This is a genomic window from Hydrogenobaculum sp. Y04AAS1 (genome assembly GCF_000020785.1).
In the GTDB taxonomy this organism is placed as follows: domain Bacteria; phylum Aquificota; class Aquificia; order Aquificales; family Aquificaceae; genus Hydrogenobaculum.
The window spans coordinates 11,781-23,560 of sequence record NC_011126.1 but is presented as its reverse complement, the minus strand read 5'-3'; the positions used below and the strand labels follow the sequence as shown (position 1 = coordinate 23,560).

The following is an 11,780-nucleotide window of genomic DNA, read 5'->3' as shown; positions in this document are numbered from 1 at the left end:
AATAAATGGTAAACCACTCTAAGATTTTTTAGTAAATTTTATAATACCTTTGTTTAAATTGTTCATAAGCACTATAGCTTTGTCAACGTCTTCAGAGTTTACATTCTCACTTCTTATCTTTTTTATTATATCTATTAAAAGCTCAATACCTTTTTGCATCTCTTCCATTTGCCTTTTCATGTTTAATATAACATCTATACCGGCTATGTTTACCCCCAGGTCTCTTGCCAGCATAAGGATAAACTCCAGCTGCTCAAGGTCTTCTTCTGTATAAAGCCTTGTATTGCCTTCGGTTCTAGAAGGTTTTAAAAGACCTTCTCTTTCGTAAAGCCTAAGAGTTTGAGGGTGAATTTTATACATTCTAGCTACAGTACCTATAGTAAACACCGCTTTGGTTCTTCTTTCAGCGCTCATAGTTCTTCACTACCCTTTCAGGTTTTGGTAAAAGTTTATCAAGTTCTTTCAATAGTTTTTCAGCTTTTTTGCCATCACCCATAATCTTTGAAAGCATATTAAACTTAGGTACATCTATATGAGGTATTACAACAAGGTTACCATAGCCAACACCTTTTAATTTTGGCATACCCTTGCCAGAAACAACTATTTTATCGCTCTCTTTCGTACCGGGCGGTATTTCTACTCTTATATTGTCCCCTTTTAAATCTTTTATATCTATCGTAGTGCCCATAACAGCCTCTGGATAAGTTATATTTACATCTATATACAAATCATCACCTTCTCTTTTGAATATTTCATGGGGTAATATTTTGGTTATCACGTAGAGGTTGCCAGGTCTTCCACCAAATAGCCCCGCATGCCCCTTACCATCTACCACAAGCTTTGTACCATTATCAACACCTGGTGGAATGTTTACAGGGATAACTTCTTTTTTGAAGATATAAGATTGTCCTTTGCACTTTTTACAAGCTTCCCTTATGTAACCGCTACCACCGCATTGGGGACAGGTGGTAGATATAGAGAAAAACATAGCTCTTTGATTTATGTTTCCACTCCCTTTACAGGTAGGACATACCTTTTCAGAGTTTTTATCGTATCCATAGCCTCCACATGCATCACAAGGTACACCTTTTTCTACCTCTAAATTTACCTTTTTGCCAGTGTAGGCTTCTTCTAATGTCATCTCTACGGTTTTTACAATGTCTTCTCCATTTATAGGCCTTTGTCTTGAAGAGCTTCTTGACTTTCTACCGCCAGTGAATATATCTTCAGAAAACAAATCTCCAAAACCAAACACATCTCTTAGCAAATCTTCTAAGTTTCCAAAATCAGCGTTTACTCTCGTCCACGCTTCTTGCCCGCCCTGTTGTCCCATGCTAGCAGATAAACCTTCTTCTCCAAATTGGTCGTAAACTTTTCTTTTATTTTCATCAGAAAGTACCTGATAAGCTTGGTTTATCTCCTTAAATTTTTCTTCTGCCCCTGGTTCTTTGTTGAAATCTGGATGGTATTTCCTAGCCAGTCTACGATACGCTTTTTTAATCTCCTCTTGAGTAGCGTTTCTACTTACCCCTAAAATTTCATAGTAATCTTTCTTCATACTTAATATTATAAAATATTAGCTTATTATTGTCAAGTACTTTATGAGGCTGTTATAAAAATCAATCTCTAATATAAATCAGAGATAAAAATCAACTTATATGTTATATTGTTAACTATGTATATAACATTAAGATTCAAGCTTATTGAAAATAGTAAAGAAGACTTAGAGATATTGAAAAACCTAATGAAACTCCAATCATCAGCTGTTAGATATGCATATAACAGGATAAGAGAAGGCTATACAGATAAAGATATATACCATTTGATTAGAGAGAAATTTCCAAGTTTACCAACAAGGTATATACCTAGTGCAATAAATAAAGCAAAATCAATTAACAAAGAACATGAAACCATTGTATTTGGAAACAGAGAAATATTTGAAAAATTGTGCAAAAGCCATTTACAAGGAAAACAAAGAGAAAAACTAAAAGAACAATGGAGACAAAACAGGAAGTATAATCTAATTAGCATAGGAACTGCTAACAACACAGATAAAGGCAACAGACTATTACGTTTTGAAAAGAAAAATGATGAACTATATTTAAGAGTAAATATACAACCACGTAAATGGATATGGTTAAAAGTTAAAAGGCAAATAAGTAGTAAAAATGATAAATGGGCTGTATTAGGAGACATTAAATCTATACAAAGCTTTCAAAGCGAGCCAAGTTTCTGTAAGGGAGCCAATGGAAGGAATCTCGAACAGACTAACAAAGCTTGGCAAGTTTTGAGAGTAGCTCTTGTGATCCCGATCCTGGGGAAACCTTTTAATAGGGAGTACTCTTCCTTAAAGACTATACTAGTCTCAGGGAACGTGGAGAGGGTAGCAAGTAGGTTAGTTCCACATTAGGCTGGTGGGACGGACTCTACGTGAGTAGAGTAAATTTAGAACAGCCTTAGTACTTTATATCATTGTTTATAAAAGATTTCAACATATTTTACTAAAAGCTATATCTTATGATAATATTTATATACTTGTTTGGCTTTTAAGATTATAATATATATTATGAGAAAGTTATTTTACATAGAAGGCATGACATGTATGCACTGCGTTAATACTGTAAACAAAGCAATCGGGGCTTTAGAAGGGGTTAAAAGCTTCGATACAAAGCTAGACAAAAAATACTCAGAGGTAGAGTACGACGAGACAAAACTCTCAGAAGCCGATATAAAATCCGCCATTGAAGAATGGGGGTACAAAGTAGTAGATATAAAGTAATATGGTAGAAATAGTAAGTAGCTTTTCTGATATAAAAAAGCGATTCGAAGAATTGTCTTCTTCTATAGATGAAGAAAAGATAAAAAAAGAAATAGAAAAGTACGACCAAATGATGTCAGAACCAGATTTTTGGTCCGATCAAGAAAAAGCCAAAAGCATAAGTCAAAAAAGGAAAGCTCTTCAAGACAAATTAAATACTTACACATCTCTTAAAAGCCGTATAAAAGATTTAGATGAAATGGTAAGCGAACTGAAAGAAGAAGACTTAGATACAACGCTACTGATAAGCGAAGAGTTAGAAGCTGTAGAAAAAGATTTAAAGAAATTTGAGCTTGAGACTTACCTTTCTGATGAGATGGATATAAACAACGCCTATCTCACAATACAGGCTGGGGCAGGTGGAACGGAAGCTTGCGATTGGGCTAGCATGCTTCTTAGAATGTACACAAGATGGGCAGAAAAACATGGTTATGAAGTACAGCTTACAGATATAAATCCAGACGATGTAGCCGGTATAAAAAGCGCCACCCTTTATATAAAAGGACCTTATGCTTACGGTTATTTAAAATCTGAAAACGGTGTCCATAGGCTTGTAAGGATATCGCCTTTTGATGCCAACGCCAGAAGACATACATCTTTTGCTTCTGTGCTTGTGGTACCAGAGGTTAACGAAGATGTAAATATAGAAATAAAAGAAGAGGACCTGAGGATAGATACTTATAGAGCCTCTGGAGCTGGTGGTCAGTATGTAAACAAAACGGATACAGCCGTTAGAATAACTCATATACCAACTGGTATAGTAGTAGCCTGTCAGCAAGAGCGCTCTCAAATACAAAATAGAAGAAAAGCTATGGAAATGCTTAAAGCAAGACTTTATCAGTTAGAACTTCAAAAGATAGAAGAAAAGAAAAAAAGCTTAGAAGGACCAAAAACAGATATAGGATGGGGCTATAAAATAAGATCATACATATTCCAACCATCTCAACTGGTAAAAGACTTAAGAACCGGTGAAGAATCCGGTAATATAGAGGCTGTAATGGATGGCGAAATAGACAACTTTATAGAAGCTTACCTAAGAAAGAAGGCTCTAAACCAACTTTCTTTTGACAATCAAGAAGATGACCAATAAATTAAATATAGAGCTTTTATTTAAAAAGAAAAAAAATAAACAAAAAATCACAATGGTCTCTCTAAATAACTACATATCAGCTAAAATTTGCGAAGAAGCTGGCATTGATACCATTTTAGTGGGGGATTCTCTTGGCATGGTGTTTAAAGGAGAGCCAAACACCCTTGGAGTATCTTTAGAAGAAATGATATATCACGCAAAAGCGGTAAAAAGAGGGGCTCCAAATACGTTTGTTATAGTGGATATGCCTTTTATGAGCTATCAAAGCTCCATGGATGAAGCTGTTAAAAACTGCGGCAACGTTATAAAACAAACAAAAGCTGACGCTGTAAAAATTGAAGGTGGGAGCTATTTTGCACCTCTTATCGAGAAACTTACAAAGATAGGTATTCCCGTGTGCGCTCATATAGGCTTTACACCTCAGTGGATAAACACTATAGGAAAGTTTAGATTTATTGGTAAAACTGAAAAAGAAAAAAATATCATAAAAGAGGACTTTAACAGTGTAGCTGAGGCTGGGGCTTTTATGGTGGTGCTTGAAAGTATACCAGATTCTTTGGCAAAAGAACTTCATTCTGAAAGCGTTATAACAATAGGGATAGGTGCTGGAGGCAGTACCGATGGACAAGTGCTTGTGTTTGAGGACATCGCTGGTCTTGTGGATTTTATGAAACCAAAGTTTGTGAAAAGATATGCAAACGGCTATCAGATATTTTTAGAAGCTATAAAAAGCTATAAAAAAGAAGTTGAAGAAAACATATTTCCATCAGAAGAACATATTTACTAAATATTTCATGAGAAAACCCATTGATAGTAATATTAAGATCTAATATATTTAGCAGAAATTTTAGTGCGAGGTTTTAAAAATGATTGACAAAGAGAAGATTATAGAAGGTATAAAACTCTTCTTAGAAGGTATAGGAGAAGATATCACAAGAGAAGGCATAAAAGAAACTCCAGAAAGAGTCGCTAAGATGTGGGAGGAATTTGAAAAAGAGAGGTCCTTTGATTTTAAGCTTTTTGAAGAGTACAGCAACTATTCTGAAATGATTATAGTAAAGGATATACCTTTTTATAGCATGTGTGAGCATCATCTTTTACCGTTTTTTGGCAAAGCTCACATAGCATATATACCAAACAAAAAGATATGTGGGCTATCTAAACTTGTAAGAACGGTAAGGGCTATGGCTTTAAAACCACAAGTCCAAGAAAGGCTTACAGAGGAAATAGCCGATATAGTCCAAAAAGAATTAGAACCAATGGGAGTTGGTGTCGTAATAGAGGCAGAGCATCTTTGCATGTCTATGAGAGGAGTAAGATCACCAGGACATTGCACCGTCACTTCCTCTTTAAGGGGAAACTTTTTAAGCGATATTAGAACAAAGGAGGAGTTTTTTAAACTCATAAGACAATGAGGTTAAATAGATTTTTATCTTTGGCTGGGGTATGCTCTAGAAGAAAAGCAGATGAATATATAGAAAAAGGCTACGTTAAGGTAAACAACAATATAGTAAAAGAGCTTGGTACTACTATAAATCCAGATGAGGATATAGTAGAGTTTAGAGGGCGCATAGTAAAAGCTCAAAAACCAGTATATATAATACTAAATAAACCATGCTGCTATCTCACGTCTTTGGGAGAAAAAGAAGAAAAGCCCACCATAAGAGAACTAATAAAAGATGTGGGCGTTAGAGTATATCCAGCTGGAAGGTTAGATTACAACGTAGAAGGGCTTTTGATACTTACAAACGACGGAGAGTTGGCAAACAGAATAATACATCCAAGATACAAGCTACCAAAAGTATATATAGCCACTATAAAAGGCGAGATAGATGATGAAACGTTGGAAAAGATGAAAAGGGGCGTAAGGCTAGAGGATGGGTTTGTAAAACCAGATAGTTTGAAGCTTTTAAAAAGATTTAAAAATGGTGCAAACATAGAAATAACTTTCCATGAAGGTAAAAACCATCTTGTAAAAAGGTTTTTCTTAGCTTTTAAAAAGCCTGTAAAACATCTTATAAGAACAGCGATAGGCCCTATTTCTCTTGGTAATTTGCCAAAAGGTAAATGGAGACATTTAAAACCAGCAGAAATAAAACTTCTATTTGAAGCCCTACACTATAAAGCGTAAAGTTTCAAGTGGCGGATGGGGCGGGATTCGAACCCGCGGAAGAGCTCATCACCCTTCACACCGTTTCCAGCGGTGCGCCTTCGACCACTCGGCCACCCATCCTAAGGGTTTTATATTATATCATACGAATAAAGAACTCACTGAAGAGTTTTCATATATACGCTTTATAGCTTCACCTACTATTGGAGCTATGCTTACTATGTTTATTTTGCTAGATTCTTTACCTTGTTGGCATATGGTGTTGGTTAATACTACCTCTTCTAATATAGAGTTGTTTATACGCTCTAATGCTGGTCCAGATAAAACACCGTGAGTAGTTAGCGCTCTAACAGATTTTGCTCCTTTGTTTATAAGCATGTTGGTAGCAGCCACCAAGGTACCTGCCGTATCTATAATGTCATCTATTATGATGGCATCTTTGCCTTCTACGTTTCCTATAACGTCAAATACTTCCGCTTTATTTGGTTCTGGTCTTCTTTTGTATATGATGGCGATATTGCACCCAAGCTTATTGGCAAGCTGCCTTGCCCTTTCAGCACCACCAGCATCTGGGGATACTATAACAGTGTTGGGAGAATCTACTTTATATTTTATATAATCGTAAAGCACCGGTAAAGCCAAGAGATTATCCACTGGTATATTAAAAAAGCCCTGAATTTGAGGGGAGTGTAAATCCATTATCACAGCCCTTTGGGCTCCCGCTGTTGTAATCATATCAGCCAGCACTCTAGCGCTTATAGGAACACGTGGTTTATCTTTTCTATCTTGTCTTGCATAGGCAAAATAAGGTATTACAGCGGTTATACGATAAGCAGACGCTCTTTTAATAGCATCTAATAGTAGTACAAGCTCCATAATGTGATCGTTTATAGGAGCCGATAACGATTGTATAACAAATATATCTCCACCTCTCATAGATTCTTCTACCTGCACTCTTATCTCACCATCGCTAAATTTACTAAGAAGTGTTTTTGATAATGGTATATCAAGATATTCAGATATTTCTTGAGCTAACTTCATATTTGACGAACCGGCAATAAGCTTAATCGGTATACCCATTTCTAAACTCCTATAAAAGTTTCAGGATTTTAGTATTATAAACCAAATAAATTTCTATGATTATGAGATAAGTTATTGTAAATAAACTTTTATATGAGTAGGTTATTATTATGGATACGTTAACTATTGAAAAACCAGTTTCAGTAGAGTTACCCAACGAGTATTATATAGAAAAAATTAAAGAGCTAAAAGCTAAAAAAAGTGTTGTTATACTTGCTCATTACTACCAAAGACCGGAAGTCCAAGATCTGGCTGATTTTGTAGGGGATTCTTTGGAACTTTCAAGAAAAGCCCAGCAAACGGATAAAGATATCATAGTGTTTTGCGGTGTAAGATTTATGTGCGAAACTGCAAAAATCCTAAATCCCAATAAGAAAGTCCTACATCCAAATCCAGAATCTGGTTGCCCTATGGCAGACATGGCTACAGTCCAAGGAGTTTTAGAACTAAAAGAAAAATACCCTGATGCAGCGGTGGTGAGCTATGTAAATACATCCGCTGAGGTAAAAGCAGTATCAGATATATGTGTCACTTCTGCAAACGCAGTGAAGATTGTATCAAAATTAGAGCAAAAGCGTATAATCTTTGTGCCAGATATGGGGCTTGGAAACTGGGTAAAGAAAAATGTCCCAGATAAAGAGATTATCATATGGAAAGGTTTTTGCCCACCTCATTATGAGTTTGGCCTTTCTGATTTAAAAGCCCTAAAAGAGCGCTATCCAAACGCTGTGGTAGCAGCTCATCCAGAGTGCAATCCAAAGGTTTTAGAAAACGCTGATTTTATAGGAAGTACAAGCCAGATTATAAACTTTGCCACCACAACCCCTCATAAAGATATCATCGTTATAACAGAAGTAGGCCTAAAATATGTACTTCAAAAGAAAGACCCCACTAAAAATTATATTTTCCCTGAGGCTATGCATTATTGCGGTTCGCCGGTTTATTGCTGCACTATGAAAGGTGTGACGCTTGCAAACCTTTATACCACCCTAAGAGATGAGATAAACGAAGTAACGCTTCCAGAGGATATCATATTAAAAGCTCAAAAACCCATAGAACGTATGCTAGAATTATCTAAATGAACAAAAACATATGGCTATTTAGCCTAACGAGTTTTCTCACAGATGCATCTTCTGAAATTATATTTCCAATTTTACCGCTTTTACTTACTATACTTGGAGCATCTACGTTTGATATAGGTATTGTAGAAGGGCTTTCAGAGTTTTTATCAAACTTTTTAAGGATTTTTAGCGGGGATTTAGCGGACAAACTAAAGGCAAAACCTCTTATAATAGGAGGATACCTTACTTCTGCCATATCAAAGAGTTTATACATATCAAGTATAGTCCTAAACACATGGTTTTTTGTGCTTTTAGGAAGATCTTTAGATAGAGTAGGAAAAGCTATAAGAAGCCCCGGAAGAGATGCACTCTTATCTTTATCTGTAAAAAAAGAAAAAACAGGGCTTGCCTTTGGTATACATAGAACCGCTGACACACTTGGGGCTCTTGTAGGAAGTCTTTTTGTGCTTCGGTTTTTTTATAGGTTTGGTTCTAATGAGAGTTCCATAAAACATCTTATCATCATAGCTCTTATACCGGCTTTTTTGGCCATTGTGCCACTTTTGTTTGTCTTTGAACCTCCAAGGGATTTAAAACTTACAAAAAAAGAAGAGGCTATATCAAAAGATTTTTACATATTCTCTCTTGTAATATTTCTGTGTCTTAGTACAAACTTTAGCTACGCTTTTTATATACTCATAGGAAAAGCCTCAAACCTGTCTTTTTTTGATATATCCCTTGGGTATGTGATATTTAACCTTATATATACGCTTTTTGGCATACCCGTTGGAAAACTTTACGACAGCATTAAAAACAAACATGCTTTATTTAGTGTCACGCTTTTGATATTGGCTATAGCTCAGTTTGGTGCAAGTCTAAATTTTTACATAGGATTTTTGGTTTTTGGTCTTTTTAACGCCTTTTATGAAATAGTAGGTAGAAGCTTGGTGAGTTTATACGGTGTAAAAAAACGCTCAAAAGCTTATGGGATATATGGATTTTCTGTGGCAAACGCCACACTTTTTGCAAACCTTATAATAGGTATACTATCTCATTTTATAAATTTGTCTTTGGCTTTTAAGATAGAAAGTGTTTTAAGTATCATATTTTCGGTAGTTTGGTATTTGTATAACAAAAAATTATACGTTAGGGTATAGTTATCACAAACAAAGCCCCAGCACTTGAGGGAAGGGCTTTTATATCCCAGCCATGTTTTTGTATGATGGCTTTTACGATGCTAAGACCAAGACCTGTGCCAGTGGGTTTGCTAGAATAATAAGGCAAGAAGATTTTGGATATTTCTTTTATACCCTCGCCGTTGTCTTGGTATATAATCTCCTTTGGTTTTATCTCTATTTTTATCTTGGTGCTTTTAGATTCTATGCTGTTTTGGATGAGGTTCATAAACACGATCTTTATCTTTTCTTTGTCAAACTCCAAAATATTGTCTCCTATTATCTCAAAATCTACGCTATAGGGTTTGTAAAGCTCTATTGCTTCTAAGATTGCATCTTTTATAGATTGAGTAGATTTATCAAGTATTTCTATATTTGAAAAGTCTTTAAAATCTTGAAGAAGTTTTAATATCTTGTCTATTTCTTTTAAGACTATATCTCCTACGGCGTTTATGGTATCTTGGAGTTTTTCTGGATGATTTTTTGATATTCTAAGAAGCCTTTCTATGTTTAGTTTTATAGGGGTAAGGGGGTTTTTTAGCTCGTGGGCTACTCTTTGGGCGGTTTCTTTCCAAACAGAAAGCCTTTGAGCGTTTACCATAGGGCTTACATCTTCAAAGATAAAGATTTTTTCGTTTTCTGAGAGTTCTATTATATCTTGTCTTATGTTTTTATCTTTAAAATCTAAATTTTTTATATCGGTGTTTCCAAACATATCTAAAAATGCTTTGTTTACTCTTATTACATTGTAGTCTTTGTCTACGTAAGCTACACCTATCGGTATGTTGTCAAGGAGTTTATTTAGCTGGTCTTTTTCTTTTATAAGGTCTTGATAGAGCTTTTTAAGGTTTTCTTTCATATATTGAAAAGCTTGTATTAGTTCTGATAATTCGTCGTTGGTTCGTGGAGTTGGTAGTTTTGTATCGAGGTCACCTTTTGCCAAAGTTTTAGCAGCTTCCGATAGTTCTTCAATGGGCTCTGATATATGACGGGCTAAAAATATACCAAACCAAACGGTAAAAAGCACCACCATAAGAGCCAATATCACGATAAAAGCAACGTAGTTTCCATTTAAGATATCTCTTGTTTTTACAAGCACAATAAACTCTTTGGCAAAGCGGTTTAAGGCTTTTGAAGATTTTTCAAGCTTAGCATCTTTACCTACCACAAATACATACGCTTTGTCTCCTTTCATTATACATATGCTGTAAGATTTTTGATTTTCTACAATGGGATTGTCGCAATCAGATACTTCGTGCACAGCCCTTATATCAAAATGATTTACAAGAGAATAAGGGTCTTCATAAAAAACCAACCTACTCAAAAAATTTCTATAAAGAATAGCTTTTTCATATTGGCTTTGTTCGATCTCTTTGGAAAGTTTTATAGATGTTCTTAAAACAAGCTTGGTCTTATCGCTTATAAAGGTTTTAACGCTTTCTACTATCACAAAGCTTGATGCAAACATCATAAGAGATATTGGTAAAAACATATAAAGGAGTATTATGGTGGTTATTTTTGTACGTAAGGTTTTTTTCTTGGTTTCGTAATATAATTTTATAAATTTTCTAAATATTATAACACTAGCCAGTAAAAGAGCAAAAAGGTTTATATTGATGATAGCAAGAAAAGCGTATATATTTATAGAGGGGTTATGTTTTAAATTTAGTACAAAACCTATATTTGAGGTTAAGACTATTGATAATGCTAAAAGCCCTAAAACTAAATTAACTTTTTTCTTGAATGTGTTTATGTTTAACCATCTCACCTTGCACCAAGTATATAGCCATCTCTGATACGTTTTCAGCGTGATCGGCTATTCTTTCAAAATGTCTTGCCACCATTTCCAAAGATATAGCCCTTTTTATATTGCGCTGATCTTCCATAACATATGTGATGAGCTCTCTTTCAAGCTGATGATAAAGCTCATCTACCATATCGTCCCTTTGAATGACTTTTTTGGCTAACTCCGTATCTTTTTGTAAAAAACTTATGACGCTATCACTAACCATTTCTTTTGCTATATCAGACATCATGGTAAGATTTATGTAAGGTTTTAAAGGTGGCTCTTGAGATAAAAGTATAGATCTTTGAGCTACGTTTTCTGCTTCATCCGCCATACGTTCAAGATCCGATACAATTTTATACACTCCCATTACAAACCTAAGGTCGCTAGCCTCTGGCTGATAAAGGGCTACCATCCTTATACAATCTTGTTCTATCTTAACTTCCATAGTGTCTATATCGTCGTCTCCTTTTATCACCTCTTCGGCTAAATCTACGTTTTGATCAAGAAGCGACTTCATCGCCTTTTCTATGGCAGTTTGCACCATAGAAGCCATCTTTATAAGCTCTTTTTTTGTCTCTTCCAATTCTTCAAAAAACTTCATACATTAAATATTATAATATTTTTGTTAAGATTTCGTTAATTTTTTGTATTTAGCTT

General features: G+C 35.1%; 13 protein-coding genes and 1 tRNA gene. 8 read left to right on the top strand and 6 right to left on the bottom strand.

Features of this window, described 5'->3' with window-relative positions:
- Positions 1-18: 18 nt before the first annotated feature.
- Positions 19-414: a helix-turn-helix transcriptional regulator gene (locus tag HY04AAS1_RS00135; protein ID WP_012513073.1), complete on the bottom strand. Its 396-nt coding sequence runs from the start codon at positions 412-414 to the stop codon at positions 19-21.
- Positions 404-1,558 carry a molecular chaperone DnaJ gene (gene dnaJ, locus HY04AAS1_RS00130; RefSeq protein WP_012513072.1) on the bottom strand — a complete coding sequence of 385 codons (1,155 nt, stop codon included), beginning with the start codon at positions 1,556-1,558 and terminating at the stop codon, positions 404-406. The genes HY04AAS1_RS00135 and dnaJ overlap by 11 nt, the downstream gene beginning before the upstream one ends.
- Positions 1,559-1,675: 117 nt before the next feature.
- Here dnaJ and HY04AAS1_RS00125 point away from each other — a divergent pair, with 117 nt between their 5' ends.
- The 6 genes from HY04AAS1_RS00125 to HY04AAS1_RS00100 all read left to right on the top strand — a co-directional run bounded on the left by HY04AAS1_RS00125 (position 1,676) and on the right by HY04AAS1_RS00100 (position 6,039).
- Positions 1,676-2,410 carry a hypothetical protein gene (locus tag HY04AAS1_RS00125; RefSeq protein WP_012513071.1) on the top strand — a complete coding sequence of 245 codons (735 nt, stop codon included), beginning with the start codon at positions 1,676-1,678 and terminating at the stop codon, positions 2,408-2,410.
- Positions 2,411-2,566: 156 nt separating this feature from the next.
- A complete protein-coding gene (locus tag HY04AAS1_RS00120) occupies positions 2,567-2,779 on the top strand; it encodes a heavy-metal-associated domain-containing protein (RefSeq protein WP_012513070.1) in 213 nt (70 codons plus the stop codon).
- A 1-nt stretch (position 2,780) separates the two neighbouring features.
- The gene (prfB, locus tag HY04AAS1_RS00115; RefSeq protein WP_012513069.1) at positions 2,781-3,908 is read left to right on the top strand and encodes a peptide chain release factor 2; all 1,128 of its coding nucleotides are present in this window, start codon (positions 2,781-2,783) and stop codon (positions 3,906-3,908) included.
- Positions 3,898-4,695 carry a 3-methyl-2-oxobutanoate hydroxymethyltransferase gene (gene panB / locus HY04AAS1_RS00110; RefSeq protein ID WP_012513068.1) on the top strand — a complete coding sequence of 266 codons (798 nt, stop codon included), beginning with the start codon at positions 3,898-3,900 and terminating at the stop codon, positions 4,693-4,695. Before prfB ends, panB begins: the two co-directional genes overlap by 11 nt.
- Before the next feature lie 79 nt (positions 4,696-4,774).
- Positions 4,775-5,323, top strand: a complete 549-nt coding sequence (gene folE, locus HY04AAS1_RS00105) for a GTP cyclohydrolase I FolE (protein WP_012513067.1) — start codon at positions 4,775-4,777, stop codon at positions 5,321-5,323.
- Entirely contained in the window at positions 5,320-6,039 is a 720-nt protein-coding gene (locus HY04AAS1_RS00100) for a pseudouridine synthase (RefSeq protein ID WP_012513066.1), read from the top strand. The genes folE and HY04AAS1_RS00100 overlap by 4 nt, the downstream gene beginning before the upstream one ends.
- A gap of 9 nt (positions 6,040-6,048) precedes the next feature.
- Here HY04AAS1_RS00100 and HY04AAS1_RS00095 read toward each other — a convergent pair.
- Together HY04AAS1_RS00095 and HY04AAS1_RS00090 are read right to left on the bottom strand one after the other, a co-directional pair.
- Positions 6,049-6,141, bottom strand: a tRNA-Ser gene (locus HY04AAS1_RS00095).
- A gap of 18 nt (positions 6,142-6,159) precedes the next feature.
- Positions 6,160-7,098 carry a ribose-phosphate pyrophosphokinase gene (locus tag HY04AAS1_RS00090; protein WP_012513065.1) on the bottom strand — a complete coding sequence of 313 codons (939 nt, stop codon included), beginning with the start codon at positions 7,096-7,098 and terminating at the stop codon, positions 6,160-6,162.
- A gap of 110 nt (positions 7,099-7,208) precedes the next feature.
- Here HY04AAS1_RS00090 and nadA point away from each other — a divergent pair, with 110 nt between their 5' ends.
- Together nadA and HY04AAS1_RS00080 are read left to right on the top strand one after the other, a co-directional pair.
- Positions 7,209-8,180 carry a quinolinate synthase NadA gene (gene nadA, locus HY04AAS1_RS00085; protein ID WP_012513064.1) on the top strand — a complete coding sequence of 324 codons (972 nt, stop codon included), beginning with the start codon at positions 7,209-7,211 and terminating at the stop codon, positions 8,178-8,180.
- Positions 8,177-9,316 carry an MFS transporter gene (locus HY04AAS1_RS00080; protein ID WP_012513063.1) on the top strand — a complete coding sequence of 380 codons (1,140 nt, stop codon included), beginning with the start codon at positions 8,177-8,179 and terminating at the stop codon, positions 9,314-9,316. The genes nadA and HY04AAS1_RS00080 overlap by 4 nt, the downstream gene beginning before the upstream one ends.
- Here the strand turns inward: HY04AAS1_RS00080 and HY04AAS1_RS00075 are convergent.
- Positions 9,306-11,102: a HAMP domain-containing protein gene (locus tag HY04AAS1_RS00075; RefSeq protein ID WP_012513062.1), complete on the bottom strand. Its 1,797-nt coding sequence runs from the start codon at positions 11,100-11,102 to the stop codon at positions 9,306-9,308. The two genes, HY04AAS1_RS00080 and HY04AAS1_RS00075, sit on opposite strands and share 11 nt — an antisense overlap.
- Positions 11,062-11,724 carry a phosphate signaling complex protein PhoU gene (phoU, locus tag HY04AAS1_RS00070; RefSeq protein ID WP_012513061.1) on the bottom strand — a complete coding sequence of 221 codons (663 nt, stop codon included), beginning with the start codon at positions 11,722-11,724 and terminating at the stop codon, positions 11,062-11,064. Before phoU ends, HY04AAS1_RS00075 begins: the two co-directional genes overlap by 41 nt.
- Positions 11,725-11,780: the final 56 nt, after the last annotated feature.

Bases quoted from the DNA above. Each gene is read 5' to 3' on its own strand.
- HY04AAS1_RS00135 (WP_012513073.1), bottom strand. From the start codon at position 414: ATGAGCGCTGAAAGAAGAACCAAAGCGGTGTTTACTATAGGTACTGTA.
- dnaJ (WP_012513072.1), bottom strand. From the start codon at position 1,558: ATGAAGAAAGATTACTATGAAATTTTAGGGGTAAGTAGAAACGCTACT.
- HY04AAS1_RS00125 (WP_012513071.1), top strand. From the start codon at position 1,676: ATGTATATAACATTAAGATTCAAGCTTATTGAAAATAGTAAAGAAGAC.
- HY04AAS1_RS00120 (WP_012513070.1), top strand. From the start codon at position 2,567: ATGAGAAAGTTATTTTACATAGAAGGCATGACATGTATGCACTGCGTT.
- prfB (WP_012513069.1), top strand. From the start codon at position 2,781: ATGGTAGAAATAGTAAGTAGCTTTTCTGATATAAAAAAGCGATTCGAA.
- panB (WP_012513068.1), top strand. From the start codon at position 3,898: ATGACCAATAAATTAAATATAGAGCTTTTATTTAAAAAGAAAAAAAAT.
- folE (WP_012513067.1), top strand. From the start codon at position 4,775: ATGATTGACAAAGAGAAGATTATAGAAGGTATAAAACTCTTCTTAGAA.
- HY04AAS1_RS00100 (WP_012513066.1), top strand. From the start codon at position 5,320: ATGAGGTTAAATAGATTTTTATCTTTGGCTGGGGTATGCTCTAGAAGA.
- HY04AAS1_RS00090 (WP_012513065.1), bottom strand. From the start codon at position 7,098: ATGGGTATACCGATTAAGCTTATTGCCGGTTCGTCAAATATGAAGTTA.
- nadA (WP_012513064.1), top strand. From the start codon at position 7,209: ATGGATACGTTAACTATTGAAAAACCAGTTTCAGTAGAGTTACCCAAC.
- HY04AAS1_RS00080 (WP_012513063.1), top strand. From the start codon at position 8,177: ATGAACAAAAACATATGGCTATTTAGCCTAACGAGTTTTCTCACAGAT.
- phoU (WP_012513061.1), bottom strand. From the start codon at position 11,724: ATGAAGTTTTTTGAAGAATTGGAAGAGACAAAAAAAGAGCTTATAAAG.